This window comes from Marinobacter iranensis (assembly GCF_029207565.1).
Taxonomy (GTDB): Bacteria; Pseudomonadota; Gammaproteobacteria; order Pseudomonadales; family Oleiphilaceae; genus Marinobacter; species Marinobacter iranensis.
Window position 1 is genome coordinate 86,032 of sequence record NZ_JANCMW010000013.1, and the last position, 14,530, is coordinate 100,561.

Sequence of the window (14,530 nt, forward strand, 5' to 3'; positions counted from 1 at the left end):
TTGCATCGTCGATCTATGCGCGCTACCGGGACCGGTCACATTCGGTATAATGCAGGCAAATTTCTCAAGTAGTTCTTGATCATGGTGTCGACGCTATGACTAAATATAAGCCAACGAAAACACAGGATTTTTCCGGTTGATTTCCATCGATTGGAGTAATTCGCTGAATTGACCGGGCAGGAAATCATGACTGGCACGGGTGAAGACGAAGCCTGGATGAGCCGTGCCCTGCAACTGGCAAGGCAGGCTGCCGCTGCCGGGGAAGTTCCGGTGGGTGCCGTGTTGGTGCTTGACGGCAGGGAGATCGGCGCCGGTTTTAACGCCCCCATCAGCGGATGTGATCCCACCGCCCACGCCGAGATCCGCGCACTGCGGGATGCGGCCAGCCGGGCGGGAAATTACCGGTTGCCGGGTGCCACGCTTTACGTCACCCTTGAACCCTGCACCATGTGCGTTGGCGCCATCGTGCACAGTCGCGTCAGCCGTCTCGTGTACGGTGCGGCGGAACCGAAAGCGGGTGCCGTGGAATCCGCCCGGCGAACATTGGAAGAGGAGCACCTGAACTGGCGTGTTGAATCCGTCGGGGGTGTTCTTGCGGACCAGTGCAGTAGCATTATCAGTGAGTTTTTCGCACGGCGACGGGCAGATATCCGTCGTCGGAGGCAATTGTTTTCAGGGAAGGAGTGAATACCGATCATGAAAGTGCTGGTGACCGGCGGAGCCGGCTATATAGGCAGTCACGTCGTCAGGCAACTGGGCGAAGCCGGGCACGACATTGTGGTGTTCGACAACCTGTCTACTGGGTACCGCTGGGCCGTCACCTGTGGTGAGCTGGTGGTGGGTGACCTTGCGGACGAGCAGGCCATTGCCGACCTCTTCAGCCGGCATCGCTTTGAAGCGGTCCTGCATTTTGCCGCCAACATCGTGGTTCCGGAATCGGTGGAGAATCCTCTCAAGTACTACAGCAACAACACCCGCAACACACTGAATCTGCTGAAAGCCGTCGAGGACCACCAGGTACCCTACATGGTGTTTTCTTCCACTGCAGCGGTCTACGGTATGCCGGATGAAACCGTACTGACAGAAGACCTGCCCCTGGCCCCGATCAATCCCTACGGCGCCTCCAAGATGATGAGCGAGCGGATGATCATGGACCTGGCTGCAGCGTCCTCCCTCAATTACGTGATCCTGCGTTACTTCAACGTAGCCGGGGCCAACCCGGACGGGCTGCTGGGGCAGGCAACACCCGAAGCCACGCACCTGATCAAGGTGGCCTGTGAGTGCGTGACTGGCAAACGCAATGGCATGAGCGTGTTCGGCACCGATTACGATACCCGCGACGGTACCTGTATCCGTGATTACATCCACGTGGAAGACCTGGCCAAGGCTCACGTGATGGCGCTTGACTACATGGCCGATGGCGGTGAGTCGCGGGTGCTGAACTGCGGCTACGGGCGTGGCTTTACCGTGCGCGAGGTTATCGACGTGGTAAAGCGCAAGTCGGGCAAAGACTTTCCGGTGCAGGAAACCGGCCGTCGGGCAGGGGACCCTGCCGCGCTGATGGCGGACAATTCGCGGATCAAACAAGTGCTTGGCTGGCAGCCGGATTACGACGACCTGGATACCATCGTCGGCACGGCACTGGCCTGGGAGAAAATCTGGCAGGACAAACAGGGCTGATACGGTTCTGTCCCGCCACAAAACGAATTGCTAACTTCAGGGTTTTAACGAATGAAAATTACTATTTTTGGTACGGGTTATGTCGGGCTTGTTACCGGTGCCTGCCTTGCCGATGTTGGCCATCACGTGCTGTGCATGGATGTGGATCAGGGCAAGATCGAGAAGCTTAAAAACGGTCATATTCCCATCTACGAGCCGGGCCTTGAATCCATTGTCAGGCATACCGTCGAGGCGGGCCGGCTTGCTTTTACCACGGACACCAAAGAAGCGGTGGCTCATGGCACCTTGCAGTTCATCGCAGTCGGCACGCCACCGGATGAAGACGGTTCCGCTGACTTGCAGTACGTGACTGCGGTGGCTCGCTCCATTGGCCAGTACATGGACGACTACAAGGTGGTTGTGGACAAGTCCACCGTGCCGGTTGGCACCGGAGACAGGGTCAAGGCTGCTGTGCGTTCGGAACTGGACAAGCGTGGGCTGGAGCTTGAGTTCGATGTGGTCTCCAACCCGGAGTTCCTGAAGGAAGGGGCTGCCATCAACGACTTCATGAAGCCCGACCGCATTATCGTGGGTACCGACAGCGAGCGGGCCATGGAACTGCTGCACGAGGTGTATTACCCGTTCAACCGCAGCCATGACCGTATGATCTTCATGGATATCCGTTCCGCGGAACTGACGAAGTATGCGGCCAACTCCATGCTGGCCACCAAGATCAGCTTCATGAACGAGATCGCCAACCTGGCGGAACGGCTCGGTGCGGATATCGAGAACGTTCGCCGTGGCATTGGCTCCGACCCACGCATCGGCTATCACTTTATCTATCCCGGCTGCGGTTACGGTGGTTCCTGCTTCCCCAAGGATGTCCAGGCACTGACCCGCACTGCCAGGGACTGTGATTACGACTCCCGGCTGCTGAACGCCGTTGAAGCCGTGAACAACGCCCAGAAGCATGTATTGTTCGACAAGATCAGTCACTATTTCAACGGCGAGCTCAAGGGCAAGGTTGTCGCAATCTGGGGGCTGGCGTTCAAGCCCAACACCGACGACATGCGTGAAGCCTCCTCTTGCGCCCTGATGCAGGACCTCTGGAATGCCGGCGCTATTGTGCAGGCTTTTGACCCGGAAGCGATGGAAGAAACCCAGCGTATCTTCGGCGATCAGCCGGGGCTGACACTGTGCGGCACCAAGGAGCAGGCTCTGAAAGGCGCGGACGTGTTGGCGATCTGTACCGAGTGGAAGGAATTCCGCTCGCCGGACTTCGAAACCATCGCGGCAACGCTAAAAGAGCCTGTGGTGTTTGACGGCCGTAATCTGTACGAGCCTGAAATGCTTGAGCGGCATGGCATGATCTATTACGCCATTGGCCGTGGCCGGAACCAGTTCCACGGAGGTTGATATGAGCGGGGTGGGGCAGTCGTTTGTGCTACATGAGCGCCTTGCGGCGGATACCGTCAGCCTTGGGCAAAGTAGGTTGTGCGAAATCCGGCTGATGAACGACAGCAACTGGCCCTGGGTTCTCTTGGTGCCCCGTGTCGCGGGTGTACGGGAGATTTATCAACTGGCGCCGGAACAACAGCGGCAGCTGCTGGCGGAATCCTCCCTGCTTGGCGAAGGCATGATGGAATTGTTTGGGGGAGACAAATTGAATGTCGCCGCACTGGGCAATATGGTGCCGCAACTTCATCTTCATCACATCGTTCGTTTTGACGGTGACCCGGCCTGGCCGGGGCCGGTGTGGGGCAAGTTGCCACCGCAAGCGTACAGTGCCGATGAGCTGGCGGCGGTAACCGGCAGGCTGGAGCCGGTTATCAAAACACTTGAATCAGGGAGTTAGCCAGACGGGATACTGAAGCACTGGCTAGTGATTGCTTATTTGCGGCGGGCGGCACGGGCCAGGGTCTGTGAGCCAAGGAGGATCATCCGGAGTTCTTTTTTCAGTTTCGCCTTCAACGCCTCTTTTTCTTTCGGCGTGGCATCCAGAGCTTCTGCCCCCTGGTTGAAAACCAGTGTAACCATGGCCTCCGCCACCAGCCGCGCTTCGGACAGAGGTTTTCCCTGCTGCTCCGCGAAGCGGTTCAGATCGTCTGCCAGTTCCGTGACCACATGATCGATTTCCGCTTTGATGGCGGTACGAAAAGGCTTCGATACCCCGGTTTTTTCCCGCAGCATCAACCTGAGAAGGTTGGTGTTATTTTCCAGATACTCAATAAAGGTATCCACCGACGTACTGATGGCACTGCCATCCCGCGCAATCCTCTTGCGGGCTTGGCGCATCAATTGCCGCAGGGCCACGCCACCTTCGTCCACCAAAGCAAGGCCGAGCTCATCAAGTTCGGTAAAATGCCGGTAGAAAGAAGTGGGCGCTATGCCGGCTTCCCGCGCCACTTCGCGCAGACTCAGACTACCAAACCCACGATCTGCACTCAGCTGGGCCAGAGCTGCGTCCATCAGAGCGCGTCGTGTGCGTAGTTTTTGTTCGGCTCTGGCTGACAAGGTACGCTCCCACAGGTGATAAAGGGCAGCCAGTTTAACGTTCAAACGTTCGACTTTCACCTAGTGTCTCGCGCCTTGCTCTCAAGGCTCTCAGTGGCTCAGTAGGTCAGCGAATTAACCAGACGGGACACTAGAGTCACGGATGCCTGATTTTCGTAGTCATTATGTTTATAATACGGCGCTTATCCAGTATCCTCGCCAGTTAATTTTCGCGGTCACGACTTGGTCTGACAGAGCAGGCGGGGATGGCTTTCCGAAACCGTGCGGAGCCATGGATGGCGGAGCCGAGCGTACACGGATGTATTCACAGCGTGTTTCGGAAAGCCATCCCCGCCTGCTCGCTCGCACAATTAGACGCAGACGAACACGAACACATTAAACCTAACGGGAACCGGTATGCGCAGTCATTATTGCGGTGGAATCAACGAATCTCACATCGATCAGGAAGTCACACTTTGCGGTTGGGTTCACCGTCGCCGCGATCACGGCGGGGTGATCTTTCTGGACCTCCGCGACCGGGATGGCATTTCCCAGGTGGTGTTCGACCCGGATACCCCCGAGAGTTTTACCCTGGCGGAAAAAGTTCGCAGTGAATTCGTCATCCAGGTGACTGGCCGGGTGCGCCGTCGTCCTGCCGGTACCGAGAACGCCAACATGCCCACCGGCCAGGTGGAATTGCTGGGCAAGCAACTGAACATTCTGAACGCTGCCGCCACGCCTCCGTTCCCACTGGATGAGCATGTGGATGTGGGTGAGGACGTTCGCCTGAAGTACCGTTTTGTGGACCTGCGCCGCCCGGAAATGCTGAACCGTCTGCGTTTCCGTTCAAGGGTGACCAGCTATGTCCGTAACTTCCTGGACAGCAACGGTTTTATGGATGTGGAAACCCCGATCCTGACCCGCGCCACCCCGGAAGGTGCCCGTGACTACCTGGTGCCCAGCCGTACCCACGAAGGTTCTTTCTTCGCGCTGCCCCAGTCACCACAGCTGTTCAAACAGTTGCTGATGGTGTCCGGCGTTGACCGTTATTATCAGATTGCCAAGTGTTTCCGCGACGAAGACCTGCGTGCCGACCGTCAGCCCGAGTTTACCCAGATCGATATCGAGGCCTCGTTTATCGACGAGGAAACCCTGATGTCCCTGAATGAGGACATGATTCGCTCCCTGTTCCGGGACGTTATGGAAGTGGATCTGCCCAAGTTTCCACGTATGCCGTATTCCGAGGCGATGCAGCGCTACGGCAGTGACAAGCCGGACCTGCGTATTCCGCTGGAACTGGTCGACGTGGGTGACCTGGTTGCCGGCGTGGATTTCAAGGTGTTTGCCGGCCCCGCCAACGACCCCAAGGGCCGGGTGGCTGCCCTGCGCGTTCCCAAGGGTGGCGAGCTGACCCGCAAGCAGATCGACGACTACACCAAGTATGTGGGCATCTACGGTGCCAAGGGCCTGGCCTACATCAAGGTCAACGACCTGTCGAAAGGTGTGGAAGGCCTGCAGTCGCCGATCATCAAATTCCTGGGTGACGACATTGCCCTGGCCGTGATCGAACGCGCCGGTGCGGAAGATGGCGACATCGTGTTCTTCGGTGCCGACAAGACCAACGTGGTTAACGAGGCTCTGGGTGCGCTTCGTATCAAGGTCGGCCACGACCTGAGCATGCTGACATCCGAGTGGGCACCGCTGTGGGTGGTGGACTTCCCGATGTTTGAGGAAACACCCGACGGCAGCCTGACTGCGATTCACCACCCGTTCACGGCGCCGTCCTGTTCCGCCGAGGAACTGGAGGCGTCTCCGGCGACTGCATTGTCCCGTGCCTACGACATGGTACTGAACGGCACCGAGCTGGGTGGCGGTTCCATCCGTATCCACGATGAGAAAATGCAGGAAAGCGTGTTCCGCACCCTGGGTATCGAGCATGAAGAAGCCCGTGCCAAGTTCGGGTTCCTGCTGGATGCCCTCAAGTACGGCTGCCCTCCCCATGGTGGCCTGGCGTTTGGTCTGGACCGCCTGATCATGCTGATGACCGGCGCCAGCTCGATCCGCGATGTGATTGCGTTCCCGAAAACCCAGAGTGCTACATGCCTGATGACCCAGGCGCCCGGGGAAGTGGATGACAAGCAGTTGCGCGAACTTCACATTCGTCGCCGCAAACCGGCAGCCAAGGCTGAGAACAGTGAAACGGAATCGTCAGAAAACAAGTAGAAGGGCTCAGGAAACCACGTGTCGATAATCATGGGGGTCGACCCTGGGTCACGCATTACCGGGTATGGCGTTATCCGCGCCGAAGGCCGGGTGATTGAGTACATCGACAGTGGTTGTATACGGGTTGGCGAGAAACCCATGGCGGAACGCCTGCAGACCATCTTTCACAGCCTGGCGACGTTGATTGGTGAATACCGGCCCGGGGAATTTGCCATTGAGCAGGTGTTCATGGCCCGCAACCCGGATTCCGCACTGAAACTGGGGCAGGCCCGGGGAGCGGCGATAGTGGCCGCCGCCAATAGCGGGCTGGAAGTTCACGAGTATTCCGCCCGCCAGGTAAAACAGGCGGTAGTGGGCAAAGGCGGAGCCGACAAGGCCCAAGTCCAGCATATGGTTCAGGTGTTACTGGCGCTGTCCCGCAAGCCCCAGGCTGATGCCGCCGACGCATTGGCAATCGCGCTTTGCCACGCCCACATGAGCCAGAGTGTAGCGAGGCTGGCCTCCGGTGGTGGCGGCAAGGTGCGCAGCGGCCGGGTGAGAAGACAATAACAGACTCATTGAAGTCCAGATTGAATTCGAGGGAGAAACCCGTTGATTGGTCGTATCCGAGGCATCCTGATTGAGAAATCTCCCGCCCAGGCACTGGTGGAATGCGCCGGGCTGGGCTACGAAGTTGATATTCCCTACACCACCTTTTTCAACCTGCCTGAAACCGGTAACGAGCTGGTTCTCCATACCCATTTTGTTGTACGTGAAGATGCCCAGAGCCTTTACGGTTTCTCGTCCCGGCTGGATCGGGACCTGTTTCGGCTGCTGATCAAGGTAAACGGAGTGGGGCCCAAGCTTGCGGCGGGGATTCTCTCCGGGCTCGACGCCAACCAGTTTATCCGCTGCGTTGAGGCGCGCGATGCCAACGCCCTGGTCAAACTTCCGGGTGTCGGCAAGAAAACCGCCGAACGCCTGCTTATTGAAATGACAGATCGTATAGGGCAACTTGAGGGGCAGTTCACACCAGCGTCGTCAAATGCGACGGTTAGCTCGGGTGCAACCGGCACCGGCGTGGCGGCAGGCCATGACCCCAGGGAAGAAGCGGAAGCTGCGCTGATCGCCCTTGGGTACAAGCCGCAGGAGGCCTCCAAGGCGGTCAACAAGGTTGCGGAAAAGGGTACGTCGAGCCAGGAACTGATCCGGCTGGCGCTACGAGCAATGATTCCCGCCCGTTAACCGCGTGTCATCAACCGCGTTCTGGCGCCGTATGTGTAGAGAGCGTAACGTGACAGCAAAAGCGCCGTTTGTACAATTGGGGCATAATAAGCCCCACATGAGTGTACAGGCATGTTGTTGATTTCCTCTGAGCGGGTAGTTCAATGATTGAATCGGATCGCCTGATTACAGCCCAGGCCGGACAATACGAGGAAGTGCAGGACCGCGCGATTCGCCCCGGGGTTCTTGCGGACTATGTGGGGCAGCCGGCTGTGCGGGAACAGATGGAAATCTTCATTTCCGCTGCGCGCGGGCGCCAGGAAGCGCTGGATCATGTGCTGATCTTTGGCCCGCCCGGTCTCGGCAAGACCACTCTCGCCAATATCGTTGCCAATGAAATGGGCGTGTCCATCAAGACCACGTCCGGGCCGGTCCTCGAGAAGGCCGGTGACCTGGCCGCCATGCTTACCAACCTGGAAGAGGGCGATGTCCTCTTCATCGACGAGATCCATCGCCTGAGCGCCGCCGTGGAAGAAGTGCTCTATCCGGCCATGGAAGACTACCAACTGGATATCATGATCGGTGAGGGGCCGGCTGCCCGGTCCATCAAGCTGGACCTGCCACCGTTCACGCTGGTGGGGGCCACTACCCGCGCCGGACTACTGACATCGCCGCTGCGGGATCGTTTCGGGATTGTCCAGCGTCTGGAGTTCTATAACACCAGGGACCTGACGGATATCATTCTCCGCTCCGCACGCCTGTCATCGGTCACTATTGATAACAGTGGAGCCTATGAAATTGCCAGACGTTCACGGGGCACGCCTCGTATTGCCAACCGACTGCTACGGCGAGTGCGTGACTTTGCCGAGGTAAAGGCGGATGGTTGCATCAGTGAATCCATTGCCGATCAGGCTCTCAACATGTTGAAAGTGGACGCACTCGGCTTTGATCACATGGACCGGAGACTGCTGCTGGCCATGATCGAAAAGTTCGACGGCGGCCCGGTAGGCGTGGAAAGCCTGGCGGCTGCGATCAGTGAGGAGCGGGGCACCATTGAGGATGTGCTGGAGCCATTCCTGATCCAGCAGGGGTTTATGGTGCGAACACCCCGGGGGCGAATGGTCACCTCCAATGCCTACCAGCATTTTGGCGTTGTGCCATCCAGGCCCAAGCGGGAGGACCTCTTTGACTGAGTGCAGTGACCCAATCTTCGGTCTGCCGGTACGAGTGTATATTGAGGACACCGATGCGGGCGGCATTGTTTTCCATGCCAAGTACCTGCACTACATGGAAAGGGCTCGCACCGAGTGGGTCCGCAGTCAGGGCGTCGGCCTGCGGGCGGGCCTGGCAGACAACATCAGTTATGTGGTCCAGCGCCTGTCGATCCACTACGGTTCCCCGGCGAAACTGGACGACGAGTTGCGGGTAACCGCGGAGCCAATAGCGTTTGGCCGCGTATGGATGGACTTTCGCCAGCAGGTGATGCGCAAGTCAGACCAAACGGTACTGGCATCGGCTGACGTGCGTGTGGCTTGCGTGTCGCTGAACTCGGGTCGCCCCCGGCGCCTTCCCGAAAACATGCTGGAAGTGCTGGAAAGCTACCGGAAAACCAATTCACAAGTGGAATAATCCAGGAGTAAAAGGTGGAGTCAGAAGTTTCTGTTTGGTATCTCATCGCCAACGCCGGGGTACTGGTTCAGCTGGTTATGCTGTTGCTGGCCCTGGCGTCCATTGTCTCCTGGGCGCTTATATTTCAGCGCCTGAAGGTTTTCCGCCAGGCCCGGCAGGCCCAGTTTGCCTTCGAGGAACGGTTCTGGTCCGGAATGGACCTTGGGCAACTGTACCGGGAAGTGAACAGCAACCCGACGCCTTTCTCTGGTATGGAGGCGTTATTCCGTGCCGGGTTCAAGGAATTTTCCCGCCTGCGCCAGCAAAGCCGTGATGCCGATGCCGTCATGGAGGGCACGCAACGCGCCATGCGTGTGGCCTTCTCACGGGAACAGGAGCGGCTGGAGATGCACCTGCCTTTTCTGGCCACGGTCGGCTCCACCAGTCCCTATGTGGGCCTGTTTGGTACCGTCTGGGGCATCATGAATTCATTCCGTGGGCTCGCGCAGGTTCAGCAGGCGACCCTGGCCACGGTGGCGCCGGGTATTTCCGAAGCATTGATTGCCACCGCCATGGGCCTGTTTGCAGCGATTCCCGCTGTTATTGCCTATAACCGCTTTTCTTCCATCTCGGACGCATTGCTGAAGAACTACGAAACGTTCGCTGACGAGTTTTCCAGCATTCTCCATCGCCGGGTGCACAGCAGCGAGCAATCATCGGCATGATGCAAACCACCAGTAACAGACAGCGACTCGGGAGGGCAGGAACATGAAAGGCATGGGAATGATGCCGGCGCATCGCCGCAAACCGATGTCGGAAATCAACGTTGTACCCTACATTGACGTCATGCTGGTGCTGTTGATTATTTTCATGGTGACAGCGCCAATGCTGACCCAGGGCGTAAAGGTAGACTTGCCGGAAACCACTTCCGAGCCGATCCAGTCCGACAAGAACGTGGAATCCATTGTGGTGTCCGTGGACAGCAATGGCGCGTACTTCATGGACATTGGTGATGAAAGCAGTGACCCGATGTCACTGGCGGACGTTCGTGAACGGATCTCCAAAATCCTGTCCCAGCGTACAGACCGCGAAGTACTGGTCCGGGGTGATGAGCACGTGGAGTACGGTACTGTTGTTCGTCTGATGGCCCAGTTACAGGCAGCCGGGGCGTCGAATGTCGGATTGATAACCGAAGCGCCAACCATTGATGAGTAAGTACAGCAGAGCAGGCAGGTTTTTGTGAGAGGTCATGAGCGTGATGTAACCAGCACGGGCCAGCCGCCATGGAAATCGCCCGTTGCGCTGTCGGTCCTGCTGCATGGACTGATTCTGGGTGTCGCGCTGGCTGGCTGGACCTGGACGGATCCATCGGAGGACCCTCAGCCCCCGAGCATTTCGGCACGCCTGATCACGCAGAATGAGCCGGAACCCAGCCCGATTACGGAACCGGTGGACCAGCCGGACCGCGATGAAGTGCGCCAACAGGAAGAAGAAAGACAACGGCAGGAAGAGGCCGAACGCCGTGAAGCCGAAGAACAGCGTGCCCGCGAAGAGGCTCGCCGCATAGAGCAGGAAAAGGAACGCAAGCGCCAGGAAGAAGCAGCACAGCGGGAACGGGAACAGCAGCGTAAAGCCGAGGAGGCTGCTCGCCAGAAGGCAGAGGCTGAAGCCAAGGAGCGTGAGCGGCAGAAAGCAGAGGAAGCAAAGCGCCGACAGGAAGAAGCCGCAAAGAAGGCGGCCGAGGAAAAGCGACGCGCCGAGGAGCAGCGCAGGAAAGAAGAGGCTGAACGCAAGGCCCGGGAAGAACAGGAGCGGCTGGAAGCCGAACGCAAGCGCGAGGAGCGTGAGCGCCGGCTGAAAGAGCAGCAACTGGAAGCCCTGGCTCAAGAGGCGCAGCAGGAGCGGGAGGCCGAAGAAAGGCGGCGTCGCGAAGCAGCGGCAGCTAAGGCGCGAGAGGCGCAAATGCTGTCAGAGAGCCAGAAGTATCAGGCGCTGATTCGTGAACGCCTGAGTCAAGCCTGGTATCCGCCGTCTTCGGCAACAGAAGAAATGACGGCAAGACTACAGATTACGCTGCTGCCCACGGGTGAACTTGCCTCCGTAAAGCTTGTCTCCACCAGTGGCAACACGGCGTTTGATAATTCGGCACTGGGTGCGGTGAAGTCGCTGAACCGTTACCCGATACCCGACGATCGGGATACCTTTGAGAGGTACTTTCGCCAGTTCACGATTGAGTTCAATCCCCGGCGGTTGAGATAAGGACAATGGGAAATCAGATGACGAACCGGAGAAGAACAGGTACAACGCGCCCAGGCAAGGTGACGATATGGTTGCTGATGCTGGCAGTGATGATTGGCAGCAGCACAGCCAGCGCGGAGCTGCTGATACGCATCACAGAGGGCGCTGATTCCGCCATCCCGGTGGCGGTAGTTCCATTTGCCGAAACGGGTGAGATGCCGGCCGGCGACCAGATCAGCAGTATCGTTCGGGATGATCTGACCATGAGTGGTGAGTTCAGGCCGCTGGCCCCGGAGAAAATGCTCAGCCTGCCCTCGAAAGGCGAAGAAGTTTATTTCCGCGACTGGCGGCTGCTGGGCCAGCGCTATGTTCTGGTGGGGCAACTGACCCGCATGGGCGACAAGATCGAGGCTCGTTACGAACTGTTCGATGTGAACCGTGAGGAGCGACTGCTTGGCGCGACGGCTTCTTCCTCCGTCAATAACACACGGAGCCTTGCCCACCACATCAGCGACAAGGTCTACGAAGCGATCACCGGCGTCCCCGGTGCGTTCTCCACCAAGCTGGCCTACGTGACCCTCCAGCGTTCCGGTGGTGAATCCATGTATCGGCTCCAGGTCAGTGATGTGGATGGGAAGCGGGCGCGGGTGCGCCTTGAAAGTGATGAGCCCATCCTTTCTCCGGCCTGGTCACCGGATGGCGAGAAACTCGCCTATGTGTCGTTTGAAACCGGGAAGCCGGCTATTTACATCCATGAGCTTTCATCGGGCAACCGCACCCGTGTTGCTGACTTTCCTGGCTTGAACTCTGCGCCAGCCTTTTCTCCGGACGGCCGCTCACTGCTGTTGACACTGTCGAAGGATGGCAACGCTGAAATCTACAAAATGGATATCCAGAGCCGTTCACTCAAGAGGTTGACCAACCACTGGTCAATTGATACCGAACCGGCCTGGGATCATACCGGTGAAGGGTTCTTCTTCACGTCTGATCGTTCCGGCGGACCCCAGATCTATCACAAATCCAGTGAGGAGGCGGAGCCCCGCAGGATTACCTTTGGTAGCCGTTACAACGCCCGGCCACGCCCGGACAATGACGGCAAGTACGTCTATTATGTGCACCAGAGGGATAAGGCGTTTCATATAGCCCGGACCAATCTGCAGACAGAGGAGGAGACTATCCTTACCCGGACCGAGTCCGATGAGTCGCCCAGTGTCTCGCCAAATGGCCGGATGCTGATTTATGCAACGAAGCAGGATGGCAACAGTGTACTAACTGTAATTGCCGTGGACGGCGGTGCAGCCTATAGTTTGCCGGCTTCGGAGGGTGACGTACGCGAACCGGCGTGGTCACCGATCGTTCGGTAAACCGGAACTCCGAACCGAACAGGTTCGTTTGTATTCAGGTACAACAAACTATCAATAAGGAAGGAAGTGATTATGAAAGTAACAGCTCACCACAAATTGTTTGCCATGGTTCTGTCCCTTGGCCTGATTGCTGGTTGCAGCAGCACCGGCGAAACCACTGAAGATGGTGCGTATGGCTCTGACGTGTCTGCGGTGGATCAGGAAGGTGGCAGCACCGTTTATGGCGGTGACGACGACGGCGGAGTGTCTTCATCCGAGATGACTGAGGAGGCGCGCCGTGAGGCCGAGGAACGCGCGGAGCGCGCCGAGCAGGAAGCCATGCGTGATATCACCACTTTCTACTTTGATTTCGATACCGCTGAAATCAAGCCCGAAGCCCGCGAAGTGCTTGTTGCACACGCCCGGTACCTGCAAGCCAACCCTGGTCAGAATGTTCGCATTGAAGGCCATGCCGATGAGCGCGGAACCAAGGAATACAACCTGGCCCTTGGCGAGCGTCGTGCCAATGCCATTGAGCGTTTCCTCATTGTGAACGGTGCTTCCCGTGCCCAGACGGAAACCATCAGCTACGGTGAAGAGAAGCCGGCGGTTATGGGGTCCAGCGAGAGTGCATGGGCTCAGAACCGTCGCGTTGAACTCGTTTTCCAGTAACAGGCGAACTCCATGAGACATCTGCTCATGGCGACAGTGTTGCTCCCGCTTGCCTTTGGGCAGGCGGGCAGCGCCCTGGCGCAATCCGTTTCTCCGGTTTTCCAGGACAATGCGTCCGAGGCCGAACGAAAGGCTGGTAACAGTCAGGCCAATGCCGAACTGTTCTATATGATCCAACAGCTGCAGGGCGAAATTCGCCGGTTGCAGGGCAGGGTTGAAGAGCAGCGCAATCTTATCGACCGACTCACCAAACAGTCGCGTGACCGTTATATTGATCTCGACCAGCGAATCCTGAAGCTGTCGGAAAAGGTGGCGGAAGCCCCTGCCGCCGGCGCCGGGACCGGCGATCCTTCCGGGCAAGCGGGTGAATCGGGCGTGAAGACCAAAATCTACCGCCAACCCTCCGAGGAAGAGAGAAGCGCCTACCAGAAAATTCAGTCCCTGATTCATCAGGAAAAGAACTACGACCAGGCGATCAATGGGTTGTACGACTTTATTGATAAGTACGAAGAGGGCGACCTGACGGTAAACGCTTATTACTGGCTGGGTGAGGTGTATCTGGTCGAGAACCAGCTTGAGCAGGCCCGGCAGGCATTTACCATTGTTGCCACCCGCTATGGCGATCACCGCAAGGCATCGGATGCCGTGTACAAGCTTGGTGTCACCCTGGACCGCCAGGGCAATAAGGACCAGGCCCGAGCGCGTATGGAAACCGTGGTTCGTGATTATCCAAACACCAGCGCAGCCGAGTTGGCGAAAAAGTATCTCGAATCCAATAACGGCTGATCATGCCGGCGCGAGGAATGTTGAGAAACCTGGGAATTAGGGGTTGATCGGCGCTGAAAAATCATTACTATATGCGCCTCGTTTGGGTCGTTAGCTCAGTTGGTAGAGCAGTTGGCTTTTAACCAATTGGTCGAAGGTTCGAATCCTTCACGACCCACCAAATTACGAGCGAACCGGTGGGCTGAGTCATCGTTTTGTTCCCGGTTCGAATGCGAACCGACAGTTATGGGTCGTTAGCTCAGTTGGTAGAGCAGTTGGCTTTTAACCAATTGGTCGAAGGTTCGAATCCTTCACGACCCACCAAT

Annotated in this window: 16 protein-coding genes and 2 tRNA genes; 17 read left to right on the top strand and 1 reads right to left on the bottom strand. The window is 57.8% G+C overall.

Annotated elements, in window-relative coordinates; translation table 11 throughout:
• The first annotated feature begins 186 nt into the window (after positions 1 to 186).
• The 4 genes from tadA to NLU14_RS17845 are packed head-to-tail and all read left to right on the top strand — an operon-like array spanning position 187 to position 3,514.
• Complete coding sequence (gene tadA, locus NLU14_RS17830) at positions 187 to 687, top strand: tRNA adenosine(34) deaminase TadA (RefSeq protein WP_275709082.1); 501 nt, start codon at positions 187 to 189, stop codon at positions 685 to 687.
• Between the two features lie 9 nt (positions 688 to 696).
• Positions 697 to 1,680: a UDP-glucose 4-epimerase GalE gene (galE, locus tag NLU14_RS17835; protein WP_275709084.1), complete on the top strand. Its 984-nt coding sequence runs from the start codon at positions 697 to 699 to the stop codon at positions 1,678 to 1,680.
• 51 nt (positions 1,681 to 1,731) lie between these two features.
• Positions 1,732 to 3,075 (top strand): UDP-glucose dehydrogenase family protein, encoded by a 1,344-nt coding sequence (locus NLU14_RS17840; protein ID WP_275709087.1) that lies wholly within the window; start codon positions 1,732 to 1,734, stop codon positions 3,073 to 3,075.
• 1 nt (position 3,076) lies between these two features.
• Complete coding sequence (locus NLU14_RS17845; RefSeq protein ID WP_275709089.1) at positions 3,077 to 3,514, top strand: HIT domain-containing protein; 438 nt, start codon at positions 3,077 to 3,079, stop codon at positions 3,512 to 3,514.
• A 35-nt stretch (positions 3,515 to 3,549) separates the two neighbouring features.
• Here NLU14_RS17845 and fabR read toward each other — a convergent pair whose 3' ends face one another.
• Positions 3,550 to 4,173, bottom strand: coding sequence for an HTH-type transcriptional repressor FabR (gene fabR / locus NLU14_RS17850; RefSeq protein ID WP_275709092.1), 624 nt, complete (start codon positions 4,171 to 4,173; stop codon positions 3,550 to 3,552).
• Between the two features lie 396 nt (positions 4,174 to 4,569).
• On the opposite strand from fabR, the gene aspS reads away from it, so the two are divergent.
• From aspS to NLU14_RS17915, 13 genes are all read left to right on the top strand, one after another.
• The gene (aspS, locus tag NLU14_RS17855; RefSeq protein WP_275709094.1) at positions 4,570 to 6,375 is read left to right on the top strand and encodes an aspartate--tRNA ligase; all 1,806 of its coding nucleotides are present in this window, start codon (positions 4,570 to 4,572) and stop codon (positions 6,373 to 6,375) included.
• A gap of 18 nt (positions 6,376 to 6,393) precedes the next feature.
• Positions 6,394 to 6,924 (top strand): crossover junction endodeoxyribonuclease RuvC, encoded by a 531-nt coding sequence (gene ruvC, locus NLU14_RS17860; RefSeq protein WP_275709096.1) that lies wholly within the window; start codon positions 6,394 to 6,396, stop codon positions 6,922 to 6,924.
• 42 nt (positions 6,925 to 6,966) lie between these two features.
• Positions 6,967 to 7,599 carry a Holliday junction branch migration protein RuvA gene (gene ruvA, locus NLU14_RS17865; protein WP_275709098.1) on the top strand — a complete coding sequence of 211 codons (633 nt, stop codon included), beginning with the start codon at positions 6,967 to 6,969 and terminating at the stop codon, positions 7,597 to 7,599.
• A gap of 143 nt (positions 7,600 to 7,742) precedes the next feature.
• Positions 7,743 to 8,771: a Holliday junction branch migration DNA helicase RuvB gene (gene ruvB, locus NLU14_RS17870; RefSeq protein ID WP_275709100.1), complete on the top strand. Its 1,029-nt coding sequence runs from the start codon at positions 7,743 to 7,745 to the stop codon at positions 8,769 to 8,771.
• Positions 8,764 to 9,207, top strand: a complete 444-nt coding sequence (gene ybgC / locus NLU14_RS17875) for a tol-pal system-associated acyl-CoA thioesterase (protein WP_275709102.1) — start codon at positions 8,764 to 8,766, stop codon at positions 9,205 to 9,207. The genes ruvB and ybgC overlap by 8 nt, the downstream gene beginning before the upstream one ends.
• Positions 9,208 to 9,221: 14 nt before the next feature.
• On the top strand, positions 9,222 to 9,911 hold the full coding sequence (gene tolQ, locus NLU14_RS17880; RefSeq protein ID WP_275709104.1) for a protein TolQ: 690 nt from the start codon (positions 9,222 to 9,224) through the stop codon (positions 9,909 to 9,911).
• Between the two features lie 43 nt (positions 9,912 to 9,954).
• Positions 9,955 to 10,401 (top strand): protein TolR, encoded by a 447-nt coding sequence (tolR, locus tag NLU14_RS17885; protein WP_275709106.1) that lies wholly within the window; start codon positions 9,955 to 9,957, stop codon positions 10,399 to 10,401.
• A gap of 24 nt (positions 10,402 to 10,425) precedes the next feature.
• The gene (tolA, locus tag NLU14_RS17890; RefSeq protein ID WP_275709108.1) at positions 10,426 to 11,445 is read left to right on the top strand and encodes a cell envelope integrity protein TolA; all 1,020 of its coding nucleotides are present in this window, start codon (positions 10,426 to 10,428) and stop codon (positions 11,443 to 11,445) included.
• Between the two features lie 77 nt (positions 11,446 to 11,522).
• Positions 11,523 to 12,788, top strand: coding sequence for a Tol-Pal system beta propeller repeat protein TolB (tolB, locus tag NLU14_RS17895; protein ID WP_275709248.1), 1,266 nt, complete (start codon positions 11,523 to 11,525; stop codon positions 12,786 to 12,788).
• A gap of 72 nt (positions 12,789 to 12,860) precedes the next feature.
• Entirely contained in the window at positions 12,861 to 13,439 is a 579-nt protein-coding gene (gene pal, locus NLU14_RS17900) for a peptidoglycan-associated lipoprotein Pal (protein ID WP_275709110.1), read from the top strand.
• A gap of 12 nt (positions 13,440 to 13,451) precedes the next feature.
• Complete coding sequence (ybgF, locus tag NLU14_RS17905) at positions 13,452 to 14,225, top strand: tol-pal system protein YbgF (RefSeq protein ID WP_275709112.1); 774 nt, start codon at positions 13,452 to 13,454, stop codon at positions 14,223 to 14,225.
• A gap of 84 nt (positions 14,226 to 14,309) precedes the next feature.
• Positions 14,310 to 14,385: transfer RNA gene (locus NLU14_RS17910), tRNA-Lys, on the top strand.
• 67 nt (positions 14,386 to 14,452) lie between these two features.
• Positions 14,453 to 14,528, top strand: a tRNA-Lys gene (locus tag NLU14_RS17915).
• The last annotated feature ends 2 nt before the right edge of the window (positions 14,529 to 14,530 follow it).

Bases quoted from the DNA above. Each gene is read 5' to 3' on its own strand.
- tolR (WP_275709106.1), top strand. From the start codon at position 9,955: ATGAAAGGCATGGGAATGATGCCGGCGCATCGCCGCAAACCGATGTCG.
- pal (WP_275709110.1), top strand. From the start codon at position 12,861: ATGAAAGTAACAGCTCACCACAAATTGTTTGCCATGGTTCTGTCCCTT.
- tolB (WP_275709248.1), top strand. From the start codon at position 11,523: ATGCTGGCAGTGATGATTGGCAGCAGCACAGCCAGCGCGGAGCTGCTG.
- ruvB (WP_275709100.1), top strand. From the start codon at position 7,743: ATGATTGAATCGGATCGCCTGATTACAGCCCAGGCCGGACAATACGAG.
- NLU14_RS17845 (WP_275709089.1), top strand. From the start codon at position 3,077: ATGAGCGGGGTGGGGCAGTCGTTTGTGCTACATGAGCGCCTTGCGGCG.
- ybgF (WP_275709112.1), top strand. From the start codon at position 13,452: ATGAGACATCTGCTCATGGCGACAGTGTTGCTCCCGCTTGCCTTTGGG.
- aspS (WP_275709094.1), top strand. From the start codon at position 4,570: ATGCGCAGTCATTATTGCGGTGGAATCAACGAATCTCACATCGATCAG.
- NLU14_RS17840 (WP_275709087.1), top strand. From the start codon at position 1,732: ATGAAAATTACTATTTTTGGTACGGGTTATGTCGGGCTTGTTACCGGT.
- galE (WP_275709084.1), top strand. From the start codon at position 697: ATGAAAGTGCTGGTGACCGGCGGAGCCGGCTATATAGGCAGTCACGTC.
- tadA (WP_275709082.1), top strand. From the start codon at position 187: ATGACTGGCACGGGTGAAGACGAAGCCTGGATGAGCCGTGCCCTGCAA.